The sequence below is a fragment of the Borreliella valaisiana VS116 genome (genome assembly GCF_000170955.2).
Taxonomy (GTDB): domain Bacteria; phylum Spirochaetota; class Spirochaetia; order Borreliales; family Borreliaceae; genus Borreliella; species Borreliella valaisiana.
In genome coordinates, this window is sequence record NZ_ABCY02000001.1 from 669,883 (window position 1) to 694,942 (window position 25,060).

The 25,060-nt window shown below is 27.9% G+C and carries 20 protein-coding genes; 10 read left to right on the plus strand and 10 right to left on the minus strand.

Features of this window, described 5'->3' with window-relative positions:
* Positions 1–3 precede the first annotated feature (3 nt).
* The gene (locus tag BVAVS116_RS03190) at positions 4–3,243 is read right to left on the minus strand and encodes an exodeoxyribonuclease V subunit gamma (protein WP_006068921.1); all 3,240 of its coding nucleotides are present in this window, start codon (positions 3,241–3,243) and stop codon (positions 4–6) included.
* A gap of 3 nt (positions 3,244–3,246) precedes the next feature.
* Positions 3,247–4,692: a nicotinate phosphoribosyltransferase gene (locus BVAVS116_RS03195; protein WP_006068817.1), complete on the minus strand. Its 1,446-nt coding sequence runs from the start codon at positions 4,690–4,692 to the stop codon at positions 3,247–3,249.
* A 127-nt stretch (positions 4,693–4,819) separates the two neighbouring features.
* Here BVAVS116_RS03195 and zwf point away from each other — a divergent pair, with 127 nt between their 5' ends.
* The 3 genes from zwf (at position 4,820) to BVAVS116_RS03210 (ending at position 9,355) form a co-directional block, all read left to right on the plus strand.
* Positions 4,820–6,256 carry a glucose-6-phosphate dehydrogenase gene (zwf, locus tag BVAVS116_RS03200; RefSeq protein ID WP_006069007.1) on the plus strand — a complete coding sequence of 479 codons (1,437 nt, stop codon included), beginning with the start codon at positions 4,820–4,822 and terminating at the stop codon, positions 6,254–6,256.
* A gap of 295 nt (positions 6,257–6,551) precedes the next feature.
* Positions 6,552–7,895, plus strand: a complete 1,344-nt coding sequence (locus tag BVAVS116_RS03205) for a Na+/H+ antiporter NhaC family protein (RefSeq protein ID WP_006068736.1) — start codon at positions 6,552–6,554, stop codon at positions 7,893–7,895.
* Between the two features lie 104 nt (positions 7,896–7,999).
* Positions 8,000–9,355, plus strand: coding sequence for a Na+/H+ antiporter NhaC family protein (locus BVAVS116_RS03210; protein WP_006068648.1), 1,356 nt, complete (start codon positions 8,000–8,002; stop codon positions 9,353–9,355).
* Between the two features lie 53 nt (positions 9,356–9,408).
* Here BVAVS116_RS03210 and BVAVS116_RS03215 read toward each other — a convergent pair whose 3' ends face one another.
* From BVAVS116_RS03215 to ylqF, 5 genes are all read right to left on the minus strand, one after another.
* The gene (locus tag BVAVS116_RS03215; protein WP_006068505.1) at positions 9,409–10,455 is read right to left on the minus strand and encodes an ABC transporter substrate-binding protein; all 1,047 of its coding nucleotides are present in this window, start codon (positions 10,453–10,455) and stop codon (positions 9,409–9,411) included.
* Positions 10,456–10,473: 18 nt separating this feature from the next.
* Positions 10,474–11,265 (minus strand): ABC transporter permease, encoded by a 792-nt coding sequence (locus tag BVAVS116_RS03220; protein WP_006068249.1) that lies wholly within the window; start codon positions 11,263–11,265, stop codon positions 10,474–10,476.
* Between the two features lie 3 nt (positions 11,266–11,268).
* Entirely contained in the window at positions 11,269–12,072 is an 804-nt protein-coding gene (locus BVAVS116_RS03225) for an ABC transporter permease (protein ID WP_006068376.1), read from the minus strand.
* A gap of 5 nt (positions 12,073–12,077) precedes the next feature.
* The gene (locus tag BVAVS116_RS03230; protein WP_006068826.1) at positions 12,078–13,121 is read right to left on the minus strand and encodes an ABC transporter ATP-binding protein; all 1,044 of its coding nucleotides are present in this window, start codon (positions 13,119–13,121) and stop codon (positions 12,078–12,080) included.
* Between the two features lie 78 nt (positions 13,122–13,199).
* Entirely contained in the window at positions 13,200–14,039 is an 840-nt protein-coding gene (ylqF, locus tag BVAVS116_RS03235) for a ribosome biogenesis GTPase YlqF (RefSeq protein ID WP_006069009.1), read from the minus strand.
* Between the two features lie 163 nt (positions 14,040–14,202).
* On the opposite strand from ylqF, the gene BVAVS116_RS03240 reads away from it, so the two are divergent.
* Together BVAVS116_RS03240 and BVAVS116_RS03245 are read left to right on the plus strand one after the other, a co-directional pair.
* On the plus strand, positions 14,203–14,901 hold the full coding sequence (locus BVAVS116_RS03240; RefSeq protein ID WP_006068832.1) for an N-acetylmannosamine-6-phosphate 2-epimerase: 699 nt from the start codon (positions 14,203–14,205) through the stop codon (positions 14,899–14,901).
* Positions 14,902–14,949: 48 nt separating this feature from the next.
* Complete coding sequence (locus BVAVS116_RS03245) at positions 14,950–16,494, plus strand: maltose/glucose-specific PTS transporter subunit IIC (RefSeq protein ID WP_006068750.1); 1,545 nt, start codon at positions 14,950–14,952, stop codon at positions 16,492–16,494.
* Between the two features lie 33 nt (positions 16,495–16,527).
* Here BVAVS116_RS03245 and BVAVS116_RS03250 read toward each other — a convergent pair whose 3' ends face one another.
* The 3 genes from BVAVS116_RS03250 to BVAVS116_RS03260 all read right to left on the minus strand — a co-directional run bounded on the left by BVAVS116_RS03250 (position 16,528) and on the right by BVAVS116_RS03260 (position 19,827).
* A complete protein-coding gene (locus BVAVS116_RS03250) occupies positions 16,528–17,508 on the minus strand; it encodes an alpha/beta hydrolase (RefSeq protein WP_006068278.1) in 981 nt (326 codons plus the stop codon).
* The gene (gene bosR, locus BVAVS116_RS03255; protein ID WP_006068590.1) at positions 17,505–18,041 is read right to left on the minus strand and encodes an oxidative stress transcriptional regulator BosR; all 537 of its coding nucleotides are present in this window, start codon (positions 18,039–18,041) and stop codon (positions 17,505–17,507) included. The genes BVAVS116_RS03250 and bosR overlap by 4 nt, the downstream gene beginning before the upstream one ends.
* 97 nt (positions 18,042–18,138) lie before the next feature.
* Positions 18,139–19,827: a hypothetical protein gene (locus BVAVS116_RS03260; protein ID WP_006068523.1), complete on the minus strand. Its 1,689-nt coding sequence runs from the start codon at positions 19,825–19,827 to the stop codon at positions 18,139–18,141.
* A 189-nt stretch (positions 19,828–20,016) separates the two neighbouring features.
* Here BVAVS116_RS03260 and groL point away from each other — a divergent pair, with 189 nt between their 5' ends.
* The 5 genes from groL (at position 20,017) to secF (ending at position 25,051) form a co-directional block, all read left to right on the plus strand.
* A complete protein-coding gene (gene groL, locus BVAVS116_RS03265) occupies positions 20,017–21,654 on the plus strand; it encodes a chaperonin GroEL (RefSeq protein ID WP_006068242.1) in 1,638 nt (545 codons plus the stop codon).
* A gap of 66 nt (positions 21,655–21,720) precedes the next feature.
* The gene (locus BVAVS116_RS03270; protein ID WP_006068792.1) at positions 21,721–22,017 is read left to right on the plus strand and encodes a hypothetical protein; all 297 of its coding nucleotides are present in this window, start codon (positions 21,721–21,723) and stop codon (positions 22,015–22,017) included.
* On the plus strand, positions 22,010–22,342 hold the full coding sequence (yajC, locus tag BVAVS116_RS03275) for a preprotein translocase subunit YajC (protein ID WP_095456322.1): 333 nt from the start codon (positions 22,010–22,012) through the stop codon (positions 22,340–22,342). The genes BVAVS116_RS03270 and yajC overlap by 8 nt, the downstream gene beginning before the upstream one ends.
* 65 nt (positions 22,343–22,407) lie before the next feature.
* Complete coding sequence (gene secD / locus BVAVS116_RS03280) at positions 22,408–24,168, plus strand: protein translocase subunit SecD (protein ID WP_006068616.1); 1,761 nt, start codon at positions 22,408–22,410, stop codon at positions 24,166–24,168.
* Complete coding sequence (gene secF / locus BVAVS116_RS03285) at positions 24,152–25,051, plus strand: protein translocase subunit SecF (RefSeq protein ID WP_006068899.1); 900 nt, start codon at positions 24,152–24,154, stop codon at positions 25,049–25,051. Before secD ends, secF begins: the two co-directional genes overlap by 17 nt.
* Positions 25,052–25,060 lie beyond the last annotated feature (9 nt).

Genomic DNA, 25,060 nt, shown 5'->3' on the forward strand with positions numbered 1-25,060 from the left:
ATTTTAATTTTTTGTCCTTGCGAATTTAATATAAAATTTTTCCATCAATATTAGTAAATTTTTGTCTAGCTTGAAATCGTGAGTGTCTTTAAATCTGTTATAGTAATCACACAGTGTTATTTCACTAGTTTTTAAAAATCTCTCGTGTGCCTTGCTTGTGAAATAAGCTTTAGAAGGGTTTTTTATTTGCATTGTTATGAAATTTTTAAAACAATTTGAAAAATTATTTTGATTTGTTTTTGTTAAAATTTTAATTATCAAGCTTTGGTAAATTGGAGTTGGATAGCTTGATATATATGCAAATTGCATAAGTATATTTTCAATATCATCAATTATTATTTCGTTGTGGTGATAACAAATAGTTGTTTTTACGGATAAGTTATCAAGATCAATTTTTATTTCGGTTAATGAGTTGAAATTTTGTATTTCTTTTTTTATTAGCAATCCTGTTATATATAAATCTATTTCATTTTTTATTTTATCTGGGATGCTATAATAGTCTTTTTTTACAAAATTCAAATAAAAATAATCGTTTTCGATTTTATATACATTTTCAATATCTTTTTTTAATTCAAATTCTATATTTTTCTTTTGAAAATTTAATTTTATTGTTTGACAAAATTTAATTTTGGTTTTTATCATTATTGAAAGCTTTTTTAAGCTTTTAGCAGCATTATATTGTAATTTACTAATTTTTTTGAAGATATTATTCACAGTTGTTTTTTGATCTATGTTGAAAGGAATATTTCCTTGTTGTATTTCATGTTTAATGTGGTTTTTAATAATCTCTACTACTTTACTTACATCATCTTTTTTTCCCATTATGTATTCATGTAGTAATGTTGAATTTTTTATAAGTCTGTAAATAATCTCAATAGCACTAAAAACTTGTTCTTCTTGTTTTTCTTTGATTTCATTTTCTAATCTTATGTCTTGTATTTTGACGTTTAAAGTTTTTTCATAAAAATGTTTGTAAGGATTAGAAAGGGCGTTTTTTAATTCGTATAAATTTAACTTAATTGGACTTTCTAGTTGAATTTTATTTTGCTTAAACTTAATTGGTTTAGAATTTTGTAGTATTTTTGCGATATTAAAGGCTTCTAAATCATAGTTTATTAAATAATTCTCTTTTACATCTTTAAAATATGCTAAGTCATGGTTTTCATTTGGATGTTTTTCTATTTGAAAATTTTTTTCATACTTTTGTATGTGATCAAGTATTTTGTTTATTGTTTTTGATGTATTAATTTCTGAGTTTATATTGTCTTGAAATGAATAGTAAAGGTAAAATTTTCCTGATGTTGCAAAAATTAAATTAAAAAGAGTTGTGACTGCCTCTTTTTCGGTGTTTTCATGTTCATAGTATTCATTTAATAAATTCATATTATCATAATTTATTTTAGAGTTGAATTTTTGAAATCCCAAAAAATGAATTTCTTTTTTTTGAAGATATTCTATTTCTTTGTAATTGGCAATCAATATTCCATTTTTTTTATACATTACTCCGTATTTTTCCTTTTCAAGACTTTCTTCAAGCATAATTTTAAAAAGATAAAATTCAATTTTTATTTCATTAATTTCTTTTAAATAGTTTTTGTAAAGATTGTCATTTAAATCTTTGGGAAAATTTTTAAAGGATTTTATTTTGTTTTGTAAATATTCATCAGTTGTATTAAATTCTTCAAGATCAATATATTTTTGAATAAAAATTTCTATTATTTCTGCCCATTCATATACTTTATATGTTTTATTTTTAAAATAGTTTATATCTTCGTACAAACTTTTTACTATTGTCATGAGTTTTATTATTGATTCTTGATCTTGAAATCTTGTATTTTCTTTTTGAATTTCCCCTTCATATTTTTCGTCAAATATTTCAGACATTAAGAATCGATTAAATCCGTCTTCCCACGAGTTTAAAAAGTTTTGATCATACTTTAGATTTTCTTTGTGAGTGTTGTTTACACCAAAATTAATGTTCATTGCATCGCTAAATTCTATTAAATAGTTTAATTCAGATATTGATATATTAAATTTTTTCATTACTTTATTGCTACTTAGCAGGTCAAATACTTCTTTTCTGCTGAAATTGCTAATTGTTCCGTTTTTTGATATAAAAAGATCCATTAGCCTTTTTAAGGCTAATATACTTTCTCCTCTTGACAAATTGTTATAGCATAGAACACTATATTCAATTTCATATTTATTTAGGCACTCTTCTATGTATGGCAAATATTCATTAAATTTTTCTTGCAAAGAAGTTATTGCTATTTCGCTTAATTTAAGGCTATTTTTTTGCATTGAGTGTATTATTTGATTTACCAAAATTTCTACTTCACGTTTTTGATTTTTAGCTTCTATTATTTTAAAGCTATCGTCTAATTTTGAAAGTGGAGTTTGTGCTATAATGTTGTTTTTAATGCTTGTTAAGAAATTTTTACCTTTAAATAATTCAATATCTACTTTTTCTAAAGCTTGAGATTTTATTGGGCTGATTTTTTCTGTTGTTAACAATAGTTCTTTAATAAAAGGAGATTTATAGTTGAGCAAATCTTCAAAAATTAGCACATGCACTTCAAAGTCAAAAATTTTTTCTAAAGAATTAAGAATTTTTTTTTCAATCTCCCTATTATTGCCAATAAATATTATTTTTTTAATTTCAATTTCTACATTTTTGGTTGGTTTTTCTTGAATTATTTTTTTATGTAAGTTTAAAATATTTTTTTGCTTTTCAAAGAGTTTTTTAAATAGTTCTTTTTGCATATTCTCGTAGGGTTTTAAATTTTCTTCTTGGAATAAAAATCCGTTATCTTCCCAAGTTTCAATTAATTTTGAAAATTTTGAGTAATAATTGTGGAATAAATCTATTATTTTTGATGCAAAAAAGTATCTATTCTTTATTGATGTTAAATCTTTTATGTATTTTAGTTTTTCGGTTTTCAATATGTTATATAAAATGAATTTTTCTGTTTCCAGGTAAAATGGAAAAGTATTCTTTTCTATGTATTTTTTTATATTGGGATTTTTTAAGGAAATTTCATATATGCTTTTTATAGCATTTTTTTTAATATTTAGATTGTAAGAAATCTCATTCAATTTTGCTATAGTTTTTTTGATTTCTTCTTTTAAAAGATCATTTTTTACTATTATTAGTGTTTCTTTTTTAAAGATATTGTCGTTTTGAGTTAATTCTTTAATTTTTTCATAAATATTATTTACTTTATTGGTTTTATATATGTTCATAGGTTAATTGCTTTTATTATCTTTTATTAGCTTGTTTTTTAACTTTCTTAAGTTTATACTGATGCTCACTTTATATATATGGGGATTGATTATTCTTCTGTACGTATGTTCAAGTCTGCTTAAATCAAGTTTGTTTTTATTTCTAATATTGTTTAAACTATGTTCGTAACCTTTGTAAAGCTTACCATTTTCCAAGACAGTGTGAATCAAAAATTCAAAATCGTCATATTGTTTTATGATTTTGAAAACGTTATCTTGTATTGGATGAAAAATGGTTAATTCTTTTCTTGAATTTAGGTGCTCTTTGATTTTATCTTTTTCTTCTTTTAAAAATATGAAATCAAAGAGCATTTGACCATTTAAATAGATTCTTGCGACTTCTTTTTGGGCAGGTAATGTTGATTTTTCTGTGTTATTTGATATTTTTATTTTTGGTATAAATTTCCCATTTTTTTCTATAGAGATCATTTTATATACCCCTGAAAGATTTGGATCTCCTTTTGCTGTAACTAGATTTGTTCCAACACCCCAAATATCAATTGGGGCATTTATTGAATTTAAGTACATAATAATATTTTCGTCAAGCTCATTAGACGCAATAATTTTTACGTGATTTAATCCATTTTGGTTTAATTCTTTTCTTGCGGCTTTACTTAGATATTCAAGATCCCCACTGTCAATTCTTATTGAAAAATTATTTTTTCCCTCTTCTTTTAGTTCCCTAAATATTTTAATGGCATTTTTTAATCCACTGTTAAGCGTGTCGTAAGTATCAATTAGCAAGCTTACTTTGTTTGGATATGTTTTTGCATATTCTCTGAATGCTTGTTCTTCGTTTTCAAAACTCATTACCCAGCTATGAGCCATTGTTCCTGTGACTGGTATATTGTATTTATATCCAGCAAGCATATTGCTTGTAAAGTCTGCTCCCCCTATGTAGGCAGCTTTGCTGGCAGAGAGTGCTCCATTTATTCCTTGTGCTCTTCTTAGACCAAGTTCTGCTAGAATTTTTGCACCAGATTCTTTTATTCTGGCAGTCTTTGTTGCTATTAGACTTTCAAAGTTTATTATATTTAACACCAGCCCTTCTATTAATAACAATTCTATTAGATGTCCTTCAATAACAACTACTGGTATATAGGGGAAAACCAGGCGACCTTCTTCTATTGAGCTTATTTTTATGTTTAGTTTGAATTCTCTGAGAAAGTTTAAAAATTGCTCATCCAATATGTTTAAACTTTTTAAATATGTAAGTTCATTTTCATTGAAACGAATATTTTTCAACTCATTAATTAATGTATGTATTCCAGCTAAAACAATATAGCCATTTTTAAAGGGTGTTTTTCTAAAGAATACTTCAAATTTTGCTTTAGGATTAATACCTTTTGTAAAATAGGCATTCATCATTGAAATTTCATAAAAATCTGTAAATAGTGATAGATTTTTCATTCTCCTTATTATATACTAGTTTTGTTTGTAAAAAAATGATATTTAATTTGAGCTTAATTGCTATTTGTTAATATTTATGAATATATTTTGTAATATATAATAAATTGATCAGATCGGATTAAACTATATGAAAGAAAAAAGTGTTTCTAATTTCGATATTGTAATTTTTGGAGTTACCGGGAATTTGTCTAGAAAAAAACTTATTCCGTCACTTTTTAATTTGTTTAAAAATAAATGCATTAGCAATTTCAGGGTTATTGGTTTTTCTCGTAAAATTTTTACAGATAAAGAATTTAGATTATATATTAAAGATTCTTTATGGCAGGAAGAGACTGATTCTTTGATTGAAATTTTTTTAAATTTCTTTATTTATGTATTTGGTGATTTTAATGAAAAAGAGCCTTATAAAAAATTATTTAAATTTTTAGATAAAAACCGAGAAACAATATATTATCTTTCAACGTCTCCCATATTTTATGGACCAATAATTAACCATTTGAAGAAGTATTCTTTAAGTGAAAGATTAACTTTGTCAAAAATAGTTCTTGAGAAGCCTTTTGGGTCTAGTCTTGAGACAGCAAGAAAATTAAATAGTTTGCTCTATTCTGCTTTTAGAGAAGATCAAATTTATAGAATAGATCACTATTTAGGTAAAGAAACAGTTCAAAATATTTTTACATTTAGATTTGGCAATTCCATTTTTGAAAATATTTGGAATAATCGTTATGTAGATTTTGTTCAGATTACAGTAGCAGAAGAATTGGGTCTTGATGGGAGAGCTGAGTATTACGATTCTGTTGGAGCTTTAAAGGATATGGTTCAAAATCATATTTTACAATTGTTAAGTCTTGTTGCAATGGAATCTCCTATTAAATTTGATTCTGAGTTTATTCATGATGAGAAGGTAAAAGTTTTAAAAAGTTTAAGGAAAATTAGCAAAGAGGATATTAAGAACTGCATTGTTAAGGGGCAATATATAGGTTCACAAATTCAAGGGGTTTTTAAAAAAGGCTATAAAGATGAAACAGAATCTTTGGGAAATTCAAGCACTGAAACTTATTTAGCCATGAAAGTGTTTATTAATAATTGGCGCTGGTCTGGTGTTCCTTTTTATCTTAGAACTGGCAAAGGGCTTGCTAGGAAATTTTCAGAAATATATATTCAATTTAAAAAACCAAGCTTTACTCTTTTTAACAATAGTTCTGTTGATTTTTCCAATGCTTTAATATTTAGGATTCAGCCAAGAGATGGAATTGAAATTAAATTCAATACCAAAAAACCTGGATATAATTATGAAATTCAAACTGCTAATATGGAGTTTTCATATCATGGGACATTTAAAAGATTATTTGATGAGGCTTATGAGCGTTTATTGTTAGATGCTTTTTTAGGGGATGGCACTTTGTATGCTACAAGTGATGAGATTGAAAGTTCTTGGGAATTTGTTTCAGATATTGCAAATAAATGGGCAGATATTGAAATTTGTGATTATTTTTATGGGTCTGAAGGACCAAAAGAGATAGATTCTATTTTAGAAAAAGATCATTTTTGGCGTAAAATTTAATTTTTCAGTTTTTAAAAAGATAAACAAGATAAAAAATTTATGTAATTTATTTCTATTGTTCCTATTTATTTTTAATGTTTATTCTATTTGTAATTTAACGTCAGCAAATTTTTATTTCTTTCGACTTAGTAGTAAAGTTTGTGATAAATTAATTTTTTTTAAAAATTTTAAGAAAATTAAAGATTTTTGTTCTTGAATTGATTACAAGTTTATGCATCGATTAATAATTTGCGTTATTATTAAAAAAATATAAGTAATCTTTTTAAAAAACAGTACTTATATTTAAAGGATGTATATGGAAAATATTGAAGTAAAAGCCCAACCAAGTTTTTTTGGACTTGTTCCTTTTTTCGTTTTTATTATTATGTATTTGTGCACAGGAATTTATTTAGGGTTTCTTGGCGTAGAAATGGCTTTTTATCAGCTTCCAGCTAGCGTTGCAATGTTTTTTGCTTCTATTGTTTGTTTTTTAGGGTTTAAAGGAAAATTTTCTGACAAAATTCACATATTTATTAAAGGAGCCGCTCAGTATGACATTATACTAATGTGTCTTATTTTTATGCTTTCTGGGGCCTTTTCTTCTCTTTGCAAAGAAATAGGCTGTGTTGAAACTGTAGCAAATTTGGGAATTAAATATATTAATCCTAATTGGATTGTTTCTGGTATATTTTTTATAACTTGCTTTCTCTCTTTTTCTGCGGGTACTTCTGTTGGATCTATTGTTGCAATTGCTCCTATTGCTTTTAATATTGCCGTGAAAAGCAATATTAATCCGAATTTAATGGCAGCATCTGTAATGTGTGGAGCTATGTTTGGAGATAATCTTTCTTTAATATCAGATACAACTATTGTTTCTAGTCGAACTCAAGGCAGTAGTATTTTAAATGTTTTTATTAGTAGTAGTTTTTATGCTTTTCCATCTGCTATACTAACTTTTTTTTCTTTTTTCTTTCTTTCTGGAAATTTGCTTAATACTACAAACTTTCTACATGAAAGTTCAATAGATTTTGTGAAAACTGTGCCTTATTTAATAATTATATTTTTTTCTTTGGCTGGAATGAATGTTTTTCTAGTTCTTTTTTTTGGTATATTTTCTATATGTATTATTAGTGTTTTGTATAGTAATTTATACTTTTTAGATGTAATAAAAAACATTAATAAAGGGTTTTTAAATATGGCGGATTTGATTTTTCTCTCAATCTTAACAGGGGGAGTTTCTTTTATTGCGATTCATAATGGAGGCTTCAAATGGTTGCTTATTAAATTGAAATCTTTGGTTAGAGGAAAAAGTTCGGCTGAATTTTCTATTGGTGTTTTTGTTTCAATAGTTGACATTTTTCTTGCTAATAACACAATTGCCATACTTATTTGTGGCAAAGTAGCAAAAAATATAGCTTTTGAAAATAACATCGGCCCTCAAAGAAGTGCGTCTATTTTAGATATGTTCTCGTGTATTTTTCAAGGTATTATTCCTTATGGCGCTCAAATGATTATTTTAGTAGGCTTTTCAAATGGGCTTGTGTCGCCAATTAGCATTTTACCATTTTTAGTTTATTTTGGATTTTTATTGTTTTTTGTTATTTTATCTATTTGTGGAATTGATATAAAAAAAGTTTTTTTATATTTTTCAAAAAAATAAAAATTTTGAAAAATATAAGACTTGCATTGTTCGATTTTATTATTTTTAACTTTGTTTAGAATAAATTATTTTTAATTGTATTATATGATTTAGGAGGTTTTAAATTGGAAAGAGAAACTAATATAGTTCCAAATTTTTGGGGACTTATGCCTTTTTTTCTTTTTATAGGAATTTATATTGGCACTGGACTTGTTCTTTATTTTAATGGTATAGAAAAGGCATTTTATCAAATGCCTCCCGTATTTGCTATGTTTATTGCTATTGTTTTAACATTTATTATTTTTAAGGGATCTTTTTTAGCAAAAATGAATAAATTTATTGAAGGGTGTGCTCAACGAGATGTTATTTTTATATCTTTAATATTTATGCTATCTGGTGCTTTTTCTGCTGTTTGTAAAGAAATAGGAAGTGTTGAAGCTGTAGTAAATATTGGTCTTAAATATGTTCCATTAAATTTGCTAGTATGTGGCATTTTTTTAATTACTCTTTTTTTGTCTTTTTCTACTGGAAGTTTTATGGGGACTGTTGTTGCTGTTGCCCCTATTGCTTTGGAACTTGCATATAAGGTAAACATTTCGCTTCCATTGGTTGCTGGGGCTATTCTTAGTGCTGGGGCATTTGGAGACAATATGTCTTTAATATCAGATACTCCTATTATTTCAAGTCATACTCAAAAAGTTAATATTGTTGATGTTTTCAAAAATGGAGCTTTTTATACTTTCCCAGCAGCAATTTTAGCAAGCATTGTTTTTGCATTTTTAGGTTCTTATTATAGTAAGACTAATAGTTTTATTATTGAGCCTAGTGAGATAAATTTTTTTAAAATTATTCCATATATTTTTGTTATGGTTGTTGCAATTTCGGGTGTTGATGTATTTTTGGCCTTGTTTTTAGGTATTGTTGTTGCTGGTATTATTGGAATTTATTACTCAGATATTACTTTTTTATTACTGGCTAAAAAAATCAATGAAGGATTTTTAGGCTTAGGAGAAATGTTTATTCTTGTTGTTTTTACGGGCGGAATTTCCTATATGGCAATTAAGTATGGAGGGTTTGATTGGTTACTGTTAAAATTGCAAAAAATGTCAAAGTCTAAAAGAACTTCGGAGTTTGTAATTGTGTTTTTAGTTGGCATTTTGACTGTGTTTCTTGCAAATAATGGGCTTGCTATTTTAATGAGTGGTTCTGTTGTAAGATCAATAACTAAGGAGAATAATTTAAACTCACAACGTATTGCAGCTTTACTTTGTATGTCTTCGTGCTTTTTTTTAAGCATTTTGCCTCATAGTATGCATGTTATAGCTCTTGTGGATTTTACAAAAGGTAAGCTTTCTCCTTTTGACATTTTTCCATTTTTAATTTATCAAGGATTTTTAATCTTATTGATTGCTTTATCTATAATTGGACTTGATATAAAATTGATATTTAGATCTTTTTTGAATTATAGACAAAAATCTTAAAAACTTTCATTTCGAAAGTTTTTAAGATTGTTTTTGTATTTAAATTTTTGTATTTAAGAAGAGAGATTCAAATATATTTTGAGCATTTCTTCTTTTATTTTTTTAGGTATTTTTTTAAAAATTTCAAATTTGGAAAAATCTTTTGGCATAAATTTTTCTTCTAAATATAATTTCATTTCGGGATTATTTTTTGCTTCTTCTTCTATTCTTTTTATTACATTTTTATTTGGAGAATTATATCTAGTTTCTTTAAAATTTTTATAAGATGGTTCATTGTCGTATAGAAAGTTTATAAATTTGTAAGCCAAAGTTTTATTTGGTGCATCAATAGGAATTACAAATGTGTCTATCCATAGATTGGTGTTTTCTGGTGCATAAAAATCTAAGTTTTTATTTTTTAGGATAGCGCTTTGTGCTTCGCCACTCCATGTAAGTTGAATAGATGCTTCTCCATTTAGCATTAATGATTTTGCAGGTACATCTGAGAAATATCCGATTAATAGTGGATTTTGGATTTTTAAAAGTTCGCCAGCTTCTTTAATTTTATCTATATCATGTTCATTTATTGAGTATTCAAGTTTTTTTAGAGCAACCCCAATATTGTCTTTGGGGGAATCTAGCATTGTAATCTCTTTTTTATATTTTTCATTAAATAGTATGTCAAAACCTTGCATGTCATTTAAGTCTATTTTATTTTTATTGTAAAGTATGCCCATTAATCCCCAATAAGCTGGTACTGAATAAAGATTGCCAGGATCATGTTCTAGGTTTGTAAGATTTTGAGAAATATTTTTTGTTACATTTGGCAATTTTGAGTAATCTAATTTTGTAATTTTACCCTCTTCGATTAATTCTTGGATTAAATATTCTGATGGGACTATTATATCGTAGTAGTTCCTTGTAGTGTTAAATTTAGCTATCATTTCTTCATTGTTATGAAAAACTTCATAATTAATTTTTATATTATTTTCCTTTTCAAATTGATCTAATAAAGTTTCGTCAATATATTCTGCCCAATTAAATACGTTTAAAGTTATTGTGTTTGTTTTAGCACAAGCAAAAGTTGTAAGAATTGTTATTAATATAAAAATTTTTTTCATAAGTACTCCTTTTGTATTTTAAAGCTCAGCATCTGTTGTTAATTTTTTAATTCCTATAAATTTATTAATAATAAACAAAAGACTTAATATTGCAAAAAATAGTATAGCAGAAATAGCATTTATCACAGGCTTGATGCCCCTTTTTGTGAGCGAGTTTATTAGAATGGCTAAATTATTAAATCCTTGCCCAGTAGTGAAAAATGATATCAAAAAATCATCTATTGATAGTGTGAATGCAATAAGAGTCCCAATTACTATACTTCCGACTATTCCTGGATAAATTATATTGAAAAATATCTGAATTTCTGAGGCTCCAAGATCTTTGGCAGCATCAATAATATTGTTGGGAAGAGAATATAATTTGGGTAAAATTATTATTACTACGTACGGTGTTGAAAAAATTATATGTGATATTAGCATTGTAGAAAATCCCAATTGCATTTTTATTGCAGAATAAAATGTCATTAGGCTTATTCCTGTTACGATGTCTGGATTAATTATTGTTATTTTATTTGCTGATAATAGTATTGTTTTTAATTTTTTGTTTTCTGCTTTGTAGATTGCGTAAGCACCAATAACTCCAATAATAACAGAAGTTAAAGATGAAATTGTAGCTATTAAAATAGTGTTAAATATTGCTGACTTGATTTGACTTGAAGCAAAAATTTCTTTATACCATTTTAGACTAAATCCTTGCCATATAAATCCACTATCACCAGAGTTAAAGGAATAAATTATTAAGATTATTATTGGAAGGTAAATAAAGCTGAGTATTAAAAATAAGAAAATGTTTTTAAAAGCTCTAAACATATTTTATTCCCCATTATTTTTTTGCATTAATTTTATTATTATTAAATTAAAAATTAATATTACTAACATTAAAATAAATGAAATTGCAGCACCAGTGTTCCAGTCTTCTATGAAAAGAAACTGCTTGCTTATTAGATTTCCTATCAAAATTTGTTTAGAGCCTCCTAGCAAATCTGAAATTACAAATACTGTGATTGAAGGAATAAATACCATAATTATTCCTGTTGCCAGGTAAGAGAGTGTTAGGGGTATTTTTATATAAAATAGTATTTGCCACATCCTTGCTCCAAGATCTTGTGCTGCTTCAATGTATTCTGGCTTAATTTTTAAAAGTCCTGTATATATTGGTAATATCATGAAAGGCAAAAAATTGTATACCATGCCTGTTGTAACAGCCTGTTCATTGTAAAGAAGGTCCAAATTTCCAATTCCGATCTTTTCAAATAAGTTGTTTATAAATCCGTTTTTCCCAAGTATTCTCATCCAGGCGTAAGTTCTAAGTAATGTATTTATCCACATGGGAAGTATTATCATTATTATTAATTTATTTTGAGTACTTTTTTTTGATAATGAGATTAGCCAGGCGGCAGGATAGCCTATTAAAATGCAAAAAATTGTCGCTATTGTTGCTAATTTTAGACTCCTTGAAAAGATGTTAAGATAACTTGGATTTAGAAGCCCAATAAAATTATGGATTGTAAATTCGTGTTTTTCATTTAAAAATCCCAGCAGTAGTATTATTAGTAAAGGAAGAATACTAAATGTTAATAAGAATATAGAATATATAATTAATATCAATTTTTTCACAACCATTATTCCTTATGCATAACATGAATATCATCAGGTTCTAATAATATGTCAACCTCTTCTCCAACTTTTGTAAGCCTTGTGCTTTGAACTATCCAATTTGTTTTTTGAATTTCTATGGTCATTTCGTAATGAACCCCTTGAAAAATTGCGGATGTTATAGTCCCGCTTAAATGTCCTTTTCCTTTTGGAAGTATTTTTATATCTTCTGGGCGTATTACAAGGTCAACTGCTTCTTCAGCTTCAAATCCTTTGTCAAGACATTCAAATTCATGGCCAAGCAAACTTACAACCAACTCCTTTTTGTATGTTCCATCAAAAATATTACTTTCTCCAATAAAATCGGCTACGAATTTTGTTTTAGGTTCATTGTAAATTTCTTCAGGTGTTCCTACTTGCAGAATTATTCCTTCGTTCATTACAACAATTCTGTCACTCATTGTCAATGCTTCTTCTTGATCATGAGTAACATATATAAATGTGATTCCAAGTTGGCGCTGTATTTTTTTTAATTCTTTTTGCATCTCTTGTCGCATTTTTAAATCAAGAGCAGACAGTGGTTCGTCTAGTAATAGAAGCTTAGGTTTCATTACTATTGCTCTTGCTATTGCAACTCTTTGTTTTTGTCCTCCTGAGAGTTCGTTAATATTTCTGTATGCATATTTTGGCATTCCTATCAACGAAAGAGATGTTTTTACTTTTTCTTTTATAATATCTTTTGGTGTTTTTTTCATTCTAAGTCCAAATGAAATGTTGTCAAAAACGTTCATATGTGGGAAAAGTGCATAATTTTGGAATACAGTATTAATTTCTCTTTTATTTGGAATAATTTTAGATATTTCCTTAGAAAAGAAATAAATTTCTCCATTTTTTTGATTTAAAAAACCACCTAATATTTTTATTAATGTTGTTTTTCCACATCCGGATGGACCTAATAAAGTAATAAACTCATTTTTTTTAATTTTTAAATTTATGTTATCTAAAGTTTTGTTTTCATTGTTATCATAATAATGACTTAAATTTTTAATCTCTAGGATACAATTATCCAACTAATTTCAACCTCCTTATGGCTGTATTAATACAAATCAAGATTATACTTAATATTATTATTTATGTAAATGACTTTTTTAAAAGGCATTATAATTCTTGTCAAGAATTATTTTCCCAAATTTACCTTCTCTGAATTCTTTAATTAATATTTTTGATGCTTTCTCAAGGTTAAGCTCATTTTTTTTGTCGATTAATTTTCTAGCTTTTGCAAAATTTTGTAAAATATCAAGTGAATTTTTATGACATATTTCGTATTTTTTTAGTAAAATATTTTTATTATTTTGATCCATTATTTCAAGTAAATATAATGCAAGATCTATGTTGTCTAATATTTCATTTTTGATCATATCCAATATTGCAAGTTTTTTTGCAATCGATTGATCTGCTAAATTATGCCATAAAATTCCTGGCATATCAAAAAGATTAATTTCCTCATTTATTTTTACTATTTGTATATTTTTAGTGTATCCAGGCTTATTTGCAACTTTTGCGCTCTTTCTACCGGATAATAGATTTATTATTGAAGATTTTCCAACATTTGGGACCCCAATAATTAAAACTTTTATTTTTTCTTTATAGTTTTTTATCCTTTTAACAATGACTATTTTTTTAATATTATCTATTATTTGCTTGCGCATGCCTTTTTTGTAAATATTGCTTATTATTACAGTATTGCCAAGATTTTCAAAATATTTTTTCCATTTTATAATTTCAGTTGTTTGAGCAATATCAGATTTATGTAAAAGAATTATTTTGGTTTGATTTTTAATAATTTTTTCAGTTAATGGATTTTTGCTGCTAAATGGAGCTCTAGCATCTAGTATTTCTAACACAATATTAGTTTTTTGCAAATTATTCTTTATCAGATCTAACGCTCTTTTCATGTGGCCAGGAAACCAGTTGATTTTATTTATCATGCCTAAATTATAGCTTAATGTGCATTGAATAATAAATTATTTTTTGTTTTTATATTTGTTAATTTATGTTAATTTTCTTTAAAAGAATTGTTTTTTTTAAAGAAAAAATATAATCTGTATTTGAGTTTTTATATTTTTTCTAAAAATAAATTTTACGGGAGGTTTGATTATTATTGCAAAAATCAAAAGAGGATTAATAGTATCTTGTCAAGCTCTTGAGAACGAACCTTTACATAGTAGTTTTATTATGTCTAAGATGGCTTTAGCAGCTAAAATAGGCGGAGCTGTTGGAATAAGAGCCAACGGAGTTAATGATATTAGCCAGATTAAGTTGGAAGTTGATTTGCCAATAATAGGTATTATTAAGCAAAATTATAATAATTGTGATGTGTTTATTACTCCTACCATGAAAGAGATTGATGAGCTTTGTAGTGAAGGAGTAGATATAATTGCCCTTGATGCTACTCTTAGAAATAGACCTAATGGTGTACTGCTTGATGATTTTTTTAAAAATATTAAAAAAAAATATCCAAACCAGTGTTTAATGGCAGATATTTCTTCTTTAGAAGAAGCTATTAATGCTGATAAATTGGGGTTTGATTTTATTGGAACAACTTTGTATGGCTATACAAAAAGTACTAATGGTTTTAATATTGCAGACAATGATTTTAATTTTTTAAAAACCTTGCTTAATTCCAATTTGAAAGCCACTTTGATAGTGGAAGGAAAAATAGATACCCCTTTAAAGGCTCAAAAGTGTTTTGAAATGGGGGTTGATTTAGTAGTTGTGGGGGGAGCTATTACAAGGCCTGTTGAGATTACTAAAAAATTTGTAGAAAAAATAAATCGAATTAAAAGATAATTTTAAACATTAAATAGTTAATTATATTGTTTATTTTAGGAGGTTTTTATGGTAAAGGGTTTTGAACAAGCTCAAAAATTTGGGCGTTCTTTCATGCTTCCCATTGCTATTTTGCCAGCAGCAGGGTTGCTTTTAGGAATTGGAGGCTCTCTTTCTAATCCGGAAACTGTTAAGATATATCCTTTTTTGGATATATTTTTCTTGCAATCAGTTTTCAAGGTAATGAGTGCATCAGGTTCTATTATTTTTGCAAATTTAGCTCCAATATTTGCTATTGGGATTGCTGTTGGACTTGCCAAATCAGATAAAGGTACAGCTGGGATTGCAGCATTTATTGGTTACCTTGTAATGAATGCTACTATTGGAGTTTTAATTGAGTTGTCAGGCAAAGCAGAATCTTTCTCTAGTGGTGCTGTGGGTTTTGTTCTTGGAATTAAGACTTTAGAAACGGGGGTTTTTGGTGGAGTTATGGTCGGTATTTTGACTTATTATCTTCATGCTAGGTTTAACAAGATAGATTTGCCCAAAGTTCTTGGATTTTTTTCGGGATCTAGATTTGTGCCGATTGTTGTTTCTTTTTCTAGTATCTTTCTTGCTGTAATTATGTTTATTTTTTGGCCATTTGTACAAAATGGAATTAATAAAGCGGGAGGCTTAGTAAATTCAACCGGCTATATTGGAACACTTATTTACGGAATTTTTTTAAGGATGCTTGGGCCTTTTGGTCTTCACCACATATTTTATTTGCCATTTTGGACAACAGGCCTTGGGGGATCTGTTATTATTGATGGAAAATTGATTGAAGGGACTCAAAATATTTTTTTTGCAGAACTTGCTGCTCAAGGTACAAATAGATTTTTTGTTGGAACCAGTCGTTTTATGAGTGGACGATTTATTACCATGATGTTTGGTTTGCCCGGAGCTGCACTTGCGATGTATTACACTGCAAGGCGTGATGAGAGAACAAAAGTTTTTGGTCTTTTAATGTCTGCAGCCTTAACATCATTTATGACAGGCATAACAGAACCCCTTGAATTTTCTTTTCTTTTTGTGGCTCCTATTCTTTATATTGTTCATGCTACATTTGATGGATTTGCTTTTATGCTGGCGCATATTCTTCAAATTACAATAGGTCAAACGTTTTCTGGCGGGTTTATTGATTTTATTCTTTTTGGTATTTTGCAGGGAAATTCAAGAACTAATTGGCTTTTGGTGCCAGTTGTAGGCACCGTTTGGTTTTTTCTTTATTACTTTACTTTTGTATTTTTGATAAATAAATTTGATTTTAAAACTCCTGGTAGAACGAAAGATTTAAATTCTGTAGATTCTCCAGATTCTAAGAGTAATGAATTTGAAGAAAATTATGCTACTAAGGTTATTATTGGGCTTGGTGGTGCTTCAAATATTGTTGAGCTTGATTGTTGTGCAACTAGACTAAGAATTACAGTAAAAGATGTTCTTAAAGTTTCAGAAAAAATTTTAAAAAAAACTGGTTCTAAAGGAGTAATTATTAAAGGCAATGGAGTTCAGGTGGTTTACGGGCCAGGTGTTAGTGTTCTTAAGAATGAAATAGAAGAATTATTAGAAGATTGATTTTTTAAATAAGTAATAGCCTTAAAAAGGCTATTACTTATTTGTTTTATTTATGAAATCAACTGCATACTTTGTGAAGTATGATGTATTTTGGGCGCTTTTGTAGCTTTGGTTTCCAATAGGTACGTGTGCGTGTGAATTTTCAAGAAGTATAATAGGAATATCTTTTTTTTCACCACCATAATTTTTTATAAATTCATTTATTTTTATTGGGTCTACTGTATGATCATTAGGTGTATGAGTTATTATTAAAGGTGTTTTGATTTCATCGAAATTATATGAATTTAATAATGTGACAAGGCCCATCATTGCAATAACTGCGTCTACATGTTGCACTTTTGAAGAGTGGCTTTTTATAGACATGTGCTCTTTTCGTTTATCCTCTTTTGTTTCGAATTTGTTGTAACCACCTGTTATAAGATGTGCAATTTGTCGTCCCCAAGGATAGTAAACGATGTTTGTCCTTTTGTCATAAGGGAATATGTTAGGAGAAATTAATACCGCTGAATTTATTTCATCTGGATAGTTTGCCAAAGCCCAAATGCTAGCAGCACCCCCATTAGATGTGCCAATTAGTATTAATTTATCGCCTATTAGTTTGCCAATTTTAATAGCCTCATCAATGTCTTTCAGCCAATCTTGGATAGTTATTCCTCGAAATGCATTTTTATTGTTTATTCCGTGGCCTTTCAATCTTGTAAAAAAAAGATTTGCATTAAGAGCTTTTGCAATATTATTTGGAACCGGATAAATTTCATTTTTTGATGCTCCAAATCCATGAATGTAGACCACAGAATATTTTGTTTTTTGCACATCTTTATACCAGATTATTTCTTTTTTTGTATTTTTTTCTAAATTAAATTGTAATTCTTCTTTTAATAAGTAATTGTCAATTTCTTTGATGTTTTTAGGAATTGTTTTTTTTAAAAATTCATTTTTAAATTTTATCCTTGGACTAACTAGTATTAAAAGTAATAAGAATATAATTGTAAAAATGATATTCTTTATGTTCATATAGTGATTTCCTTGTTATCTAGGACATTATTGTTGTTCTGAGCATCCTGGGAATCTTTTTTGTAACAATTATTGCAATGTCCTGAGTAAATTATTTCAATAGATTTTGTTTCCCAATTTTCTCCAAGTTTGTCTTTCAAAATATCTTTAATATCATCAAGTTGAATAGGATGAACTTGATTACATTTATTGCATTTAAAGTGGGCTATTGTGGAAGCCAAGCTTAGGTAGAATTTTGTTTCTTTTTGATCAGTAGTTTTTATATCTTTTAGTATATTTCTTTCTTTTAGAATGTTTAATGTGTTATATACCGTTGCTTTTGATAGGCTTGGAATTTCTTTAATAAGCTTGTTATAGACTTCTTTTGCTGTAAAGTATTCTTTTGGGTTTGATGCTATGTAGAGAATGATTCTATTTCTCGAATGAGATGCTTTCATTCCCAATTCTGATGTTAAATTTTTTAATAATACAGGATCATTTGTAATACCGACTTTTTCTAATGCGGAGTGTACGTCTATTATGTTATCATTCATATTGTTATACCTTTTTGTTTAAATTAAAGATTAAATATTTTTATGTTCTACTTAGAATAATTTTATACCTAGTTATTAATATTTTACTACTTATTATTTATTTATTTTCATATTTTTTTATATCAGTATAAAAAATTAAATTTTTTATTTTTGAATTTAGTTTTATTTTGTTATCAAAATTATTATTTAATGGTAGTATCATTAAGTTTAGTGTTTGAGAGTAATTTATTATATCTTGGATCTTGACTGTGTTATAAGAGCCTCCTATGTTTAAAATTAACCATTTCTTAGAATTTATTTTTTCAATTTTATAATTAATTGTATGAATGATTTGTTTTTCAACATTTAAAAAGCTTATAAAAAAATTACTGTTTTTATCATTTCCTTTAGATATCAAAAATTCTGTACCATTAATGTAGCCTTTGGGATTGTTTTTAGTTATTATTATTTTTTCATAAGTATCAAGATCACTGTATTTTGCTGTTATTTTTAAATTAGTGCCTTTTGCAATTTCAAAAACAGGTATTTCAAGAGCCGAATATTCAAGAAGATAGTCAGGATTGCATTTTTTTAATGTTTTTTTATCCAGATTGATTTTAGAAGGCCATTTTATTTTAATGGATACAAAGAAGCTAGAGATATTCTCATCTATAAAAAAATCAATTGTTGATTTTGTAGCAGAGTTGAAAGCCAAGTATTGTTTTATTCCTAAAATTTTTTCATTTGAGAAGGAAAATGAATTTTCAATAGATGCTTCTTTTATTAATTCTTTTTTTGATAAAATTTTGAAATAGGTTCTAGATGTGTTTAGAAATTCAACTTTTTTATCTTTAAATTTTATTTTATTTAATTTTCCATTTTCGAATTTGATATTGTATTGATCGTGAGATAGTGTAAAATTTCCTTCCATATTGTATTCCAAATTCTTAGGCACAATGGATTCAGAATTTTTGGTAATTTCTTCTTGATGTTTATTTATTAAAAATTCTCTTAAGCTTTTTTCGTTGATTTGATAATCTTTAAGTCTTTTGTTTTGAAAATTTATTATCGGTTCTTGCTCTTTGAGTGAGTTAAATTTTGGAATTTCTAGTAGTTCGGTAGTCAGTTTGGATCCCTCTAGATTTTGTATCTTGATGCTGTGAAAGTTATTTTCCAAGGTTTTTAAATAAAGTAAAAAATTTTTTAATTCTTGATTATCATAAGTTTCTTTGATTTCATAAAAATAAATAAGGGTTTCTACATTACTTTTTGGAGAATCTATTTTTTGGACTTCATATAAATATTGGCAGTTATTCTTATAAAAAATTAAGTAATTTTTATTATTTTTGCTCTGTCTTATTCCCTCTGTATAATTGAAATTAAGTTTTCTGTAAAGCTCAGTCACTTTTTTTCTAAACTTTTCTATGTTGTATATATAAATCATAATAGGGGTGTTTTGAAATATGTCTTTGTATCCACTTTTGAATGGATTTTTTAGTGCCCAATACAAATCTAAATGTATTTCATCGTGCAGCATGTATTCATGAGGGCTTCCACTGTAAGTTCCAGGTATATATGTATCCATATTGGTTTTGAATCTTTCAAATAACCATTTATTTAATTCCCCATGTTTTCTTAGGATTTCAAAAAAGTATATTGGAAATGTCCAATGTATTTTGTAAGCCAATTGTTTGTGTTCAATTAAATATTTTATATTTGATATTATTGATAACAGGTTATTCTCTGAAAATTTAGTTATTGAAATGATAATAATATAAGTTTTTGATTTTTTTAGTTTTCTAAACATAAATTCTTTGTCTTTATGATATGAAGATCACTCAATATTTACATTATATAATAAAAATTTGTGCTAGTTTTGTATATTTTGTATTTTTTGATATATAGAAGCAAACGCTATGGCGAATGTATTAAGTTTATGCTAATCTTATAGTGTTAAATATAAATTATTTTATATATAAAAAGGGGTAAAATTTTTATGGCTAAAGACATATATTTTAATGAGGATGCTAGAAAAAGCTTACTTAGTGGCGTTGAAAAATTATCCAATGCTGTAAAAGTAACTCTTGGGCCAAAAGGGAGAAATGTTCTTATTGATAAAAAGTTCGGTTCTCCAACAGTTACAAAGGATGGTGTTAGTGTTGCTCGCGAGATTGAGCTTGAAAATCCATTTGAAAATATGGGAGCGCAACTTTTAAAGGAAGTTGCTATTAAAACAAATGATGTTGCTGGTGATGGAACAACAACCGCCACTGTTCTTGCTTATGCTATTGCAAGAGAAGGTCTTAAGAATGTATCTTCAGGAATTAATCCTATTGGAATAAAAAAGGGAATAGATCATGCTGTAAATTTGGCTGCTGAAAAAATTCGCCAGTCTGCAAAGAAGATCACAACAAAGGAAGAAATTGCACAAGTAGCTTCAATTTCTGCTAATAATGACAGTTATATAGGCGAAAAAATTGCTGAGGCAATGGATAAAGTTGGAAAAGATGGGGTTATAACAGTTGAAGAATCAAAAACTTTTGATACTACGATTTCTTATGTTGAAGGGATGCAATTTGACAGAGGTTACCTTTCTCCTTATTTTTCCACCAATAAAGAGAATATGAGCGTTAGTTTTGATGATGCTTTCATATTAATATATGAGAAGAAGATTAGTTCTATTAAAGAGCTTTTACCAGTTCTTGAGAAAGTTTTAGGAACAAATAAGCCTTTATTGATTATTGCTGAGGACATTGAAGGAGATGCTCTCGCCGCTCTTGTGTTAAACAGCGTTAGAGGAGCTTTAAAGGTTTGTGCGATTAAATCGCCTGGTTTTGGTGATAGACGAAAAGCAATGCTTGAGGATATTGCAGTGCTTACCGGTGGTACTCTAATCAGTGAGGAACTAGGTCTTACTCTTGAGACAGTTGAGATTGAGCAGCTTGGACAGGCTAAAACTATTAAGGTTGATAAAGACAATACTACTATTATTAATACTGGCAATAAAGAACAAATAAAAGAGCGTTCAGAGCTTATTAAAAAACAAATTGAAGATTCAACATCTGAATATGATAAAGAAAAACTTCAAGAGCGCCTTGCAAAGCTTGTTGGTGGAGTTGCTGTTATTAATGTTGGAGCCGTTACTGAAGTAGAGCTTAAGGAGAAAAAACATAGAGTTGAAGATGCTCTTTCTGCAACTCGTGCTGCTGTTGAAGAGGGTGTTGTGCCTGGTGGTGGATCAACTCTTATTGAAGTTGCCATGTATTTGGATACAATAGATACAAGCAAATTAAGCTATGAGGAAAAGCAAGGTTTTGAGATTGTAAAAAGAAGCCTTGAAGAGCCAATGAGACAGATTATTTCAAATGCTGGTTTTGAAGGATCTATTTATATCCATCAAATTAAAACTGAGAAAAAAGGGCTTGGATTTGATGCTTCTAGCTTTAAGTGGGTGAATATGATTGAGAGTGGAATAATTGATCCTGCTAAGGTTACAAGAAGTGCACTTCAAAATGCTGCTTCAATTGCTGGACTTTTATTAACAACAGAATGTGCAATCACTGATATTAAAGAAGAGAAAAATACTTCTGGTGGTGGTGGTTATCCTATGGACCCAGGAATGGGAATGATGTAAGTTAAAGTTTCACCGGCGAATTTGTGTTTTTGCCGGTGTAATGTTTTATTATTCAAAGGAATTATTTTGAGTGAGGATGAATTTGTTTTTTGTATAGGCTATGATTGTTCAAAAGCGATAGTAGATAGGCAGCTTTTAAAAGAAAACAAAGGTAAAAGCGTTAAGGAGCTTTTTGAACTTGGGCTTTATAGAAGTGCCTTTAGCAAAGCTCTTTATAGAAATGATGATGCTCTTATTAATTATTTAATTGAAGAGTATAATAAAATAAGTAATTCTAATTATACCAAAAAGGACGACTTCAAGCTTTTATTTGGAGTAGTTTATCCCAATGATATTAATAAGATAAAAGTGACATATATATAGTAAAGGAGGTTTTGTGTTTTTATTGCAAGAGTTTAGTAGTAATAGTAGCTTTTTCCGAAGTTTGTTAGTTTTTGTGCCTGTTATTGCTATATTTTGGTTTTTAGTGATATCTCCTCAGCGTAAGGAAGAAAAAAATAAAAAAGAAATGATAAAAAATTTAAAAAAAGGTGATAAGGTATTAACAATAGGTGGAATTTTTGGAGTTGTAAAAAAACTAGGTGATACTGATGTTATTTTAGAATTAAGTCCAAATATCGAAGCAGTATTTATAAAAACCTCTATTGATAAAGTTTTGTCTGAGAAAGAAGTTAAAAAGGTATTATAATTTAAGGTAAAATTAGAACTGGTAGCTAATAGTGGTATTTGTTAAAAATTTTAAGGATTTGTATAATGAAAAAAGGATCTAAGCTTATATTGATATTGTTGGTGACGTTTTTTGCGTGTCTTTTAATATTCCCGACTTTAAAGTGGTATTTTTTAATGAGTAGTGAGGATAAAAAGATAAGCTCATATTCACAAGAGGCCTTAAGGGATTATTCAAAGAAAAAAGCTTTGAATGATCTTGTTCAGCTTAAAGAGTTGTATAATAAAGATCCCAATAGCAGTATTCCGACTAGTCTGTCTTATTTAATCCCGATAGCAAAAAATAATTATAAGTCTTCAATGAAAATTCCTCCTAAATTTTTTACTGCTAAATCTTTGCGTGAAGGATTTTTGACCGATTCTGATATGGGAGAAGTAAGTTTAGAGATTTATAAATATTATGAGAAGATAAAGAAGAGTAAAAGTAGAATAATACATCTTGGACTTGATTTGTCTGGGGGGATGGGTGTTACCATTTCTCTTGATTATTCAAGTGTTGAAAAAAAATTAGGTCGTTCTTTGACCTTTGCTGAGAAAGAAGATGCTATTTATCGAATAATGCAAATTCTTAAGGATAGGGTAGATAGGTTTGGACTTACAGAGCCTAAAATTGCAAGAGAGGCTGGAGGAAATAAAATTTTCTTAGATATTCCTGGAGAAAAAGATGAGAGCAGGGTGAACACTCTTTTGAGTGGGAAAGGTAATTTAACTTTTTATGTGGTTGATGACGAATCTACAACACTTTTGCATAAAAGAATATTAGAAGCGGGGTCTTTTTTTTCTATTTCCAAAATTCAGGCAAATATGAACCTTCCAGATAGTAAGCAAATTTTTCCTTGGTATGTTAAAGATTCTTATGGGGTAGATGATGAGTCAACAGTTCGTTATTATGTAGTTGATGTAAGTCCTGAAAATTCATTTGATGGTGCTCACATTAAAGATGCTGGGGTCTCTAATGATCCTAGAACGGGTCGAGATATTGTTGTTTTTAATCTTGATGTTGATGGAAGTGAAAAATTTTTTAAATTTACTCAGAAAAATGTTGGAAAGTCTTTGGCTGTTGTCATGGAAGGTAAAATTAAGTCTGTGGCAGGAATTGGGTATGCCATTACTGGTGGTAATGTTTCGATTCAAGGCGACTCTTTTGATAAAAAAGAGGCCTTGGATCTTGCCTTAGTTTTTAAAACCGCTGCTTTTCCAGTTGAGATTAAAATAGATGATTTGAGAATAATAGGACCTACTCTTGGTGCTAAAACTGTTGATCTTGGTATTAAAGCTTCTATGCTTGCTCTTTGTTTGGTTTTTTTGTTTATGTGTGTTTATTATGGTTTTAGTGGTTTTGTAGCCGGGTTTTCACTTGTTATTTATAATGTATTTTTAATTTTAGCAATATTGTCGGCTTTTAATTTTACTTTAACTTTAACAAGTATTGCAGGTCTTATTTTGACAATGGGTATGGCCGTAGACATAAATATAATTATTTATGAGAGAATTAAAGAAGAAATTAGAGAAGGTAGAAAATTTGAAAATGCTTTTGAAGATGGTTTTAAAAAAGCCTTTTTATCTATTATGGATGCAAATGTAACGACATTTATTGCGGTGCTTTTTTTAACCCTTCTTGGGACGGGAGTTATTCAAGGTTTTGCATGGTCTCTTTCTGTTGGAATTGTGGCGTCCCTTTTTAGTAGCTTGATTTTTTCAAGATTTATTTTGGAATTTATCATGTCTGTTAGAAAAAGCAAATTTATAAGTATATCTTGGAGTTCAAAATATGCAAAGAGTAATTAATTTTTCAAAATATGGAAGCAATGTTTTAATTGTTAGTGTTATTTTGACTTTGATTGGACTTATTTATACTTTTTTTTATCATGGTGGATACAATTGGGGAATAGATTTTTCTTCTAGAGTTAATATTAATCTTTCAATAGAAAAATCAGATATTAAAGAAAATGAAATTAAAAGAATATTTTCTCCAATTTATAAAACTTTAGATGTTAAGAGTATTTTTTCACCGGATGAGAATAAAAGTGAATTCTCTATTATGGTAAAGTCAGATATCATTGATTATGCTTTTAAAACAGAAGTTCAAAAAACAATAATGGATGAACTTAAAAAGGCATTTAATGCTAATATTGAAGTTTTGGATTCTTATTTTATTGATTCAAGCTTTTCTTCTACTTTGAGAATTAAGTCAATATTTTTGGTATTAGGGACATTTACTCTGATTTTGATTTATATAGCTTTAAGATTTAAACTAAGTTATGCTATTGCTTCCATACTTTCAATATTTCATGATATATTTTTTATAGTTGCTTTTTTAGGGGTATTTAGAATAGAAATTAATAGTTATATTATTGTGGCAATATTAACCATTATTGGATATTCTTTAAACGACACAATAATTATTTTTGATAGGATTAGAGATAATGTTAAGCGATTAACCGATAACGCATTTTTAAATATATTAAATATAAGCATTAGTCAAACTTTATCAAGAACTGTTTTGACGTCAGTTACGACATTTGTTGCAGTATTTTCCATTTATGTGTTTACCGAAGGATCTATAAAAGATTTTTCTTTGGTATTTATGGTAGGTGTAATTGTTGGAACTTATTCTTCTGTGTTCATAGCTTCTCCAATACTTTTAAAACTGTATAAAAAAATAAAGTAGATCTTTGAA

Bases quoted from the DNA above. Each gene is read 5' to 3' on its own strand.
- bosR (WP_006068590.1), bottom strand. From the start codon at position 18,041: ATGAATGATAACATAATAGACGTACACTCCGCATTAGAAAAAGTCGGT.
- groL (WP_006068242.1), top strand. From the start codon at position 20,017: ATGGCTAAAGACATATATTTTAATGAGGATGCTAGAAAAAGCTTACTT.
- BVAVS116_RS03220 (WP_006068249.1), bottom strand. From the start codon at position 11,265: ATGTTTAGAGCTTTTAAAAACATTTTCTTATTTTTAATACTCAGCTTT.
- BVAVS116_RS03245 (WP_006068750.1), top strand. From the start codon at position 14,950: ATGGTAAAGGGTTTTGAACAAGCTCAAAAATTTGGGCGTTCTTTCATG.
- ylqF (WP_006069009.1), bottom strand. From the start codon at position 14,039: ATGATAAATAAAATCAACTGGTTTCCTGGCCACATGAAAAGAGCGTTA.
- zwf (WP_006069007.1), top strand. From the start codon at position 4,820: ATGAAAGAAAAAAGTGTTTCTAATTTCGATATTGTAATTTTTGGAGTT.
- BVAVS116_RS03250 (WP_006068278.1), bottom strand. From the start codon at position 17,508: ATGAACATAAAGAATATCATTTTTACAATTATATTCTTATTACTTTTA.
- BVAVS116_RS03215 (WP_006068505.1), bottom strand. From the start codon at position 10,455: ATGAAAAAAATTTTTATATTAATAACAATTCTTACAACTTTTGCTTGT.
- secF (WP_006068899.1), top strand. From the start codon at position 24,152: ATGCAAAGAGTAATTAATTTTTCAAAATATGGAAGCAATGTTTTAATT.
- BVAVS116_RS03205 (WP_006068736.1), top strand. From the start codon at position 6,552: ATGGAAAATATTGAAGTAAAAGCCCAACCAAGTTTTTTTGGACTTGTT.
- BVAVS116_RS03190 (WP_006068921.1), bottom strand. From the start codon at position 3,243: ATGAACATATATAAAACCAATAAAGTAAATAATATTTATGAAAAAATT.
- secD (WP_006068616.1), top strand. From the start codon at position 22,408: ATGAAAAAAGGATCTAAGCTTATATTGATATTGTTGGTGACGTTTTTT.
- BVAVS116_RS03195 (WP_006068817.1), bottom strand. From the start codon at position 4,692: ATGAAAAATCTATCACTATTTACAGATTTTTATGAAATTTCAATGATG.
- BVAVS116_RS03260 (WP_006068523.1), bottom strand. From the start codon at position 19,827: ATGTTTAGAAAACTAAAAAAATCAAAAACTTATATTATTATCATTTCA.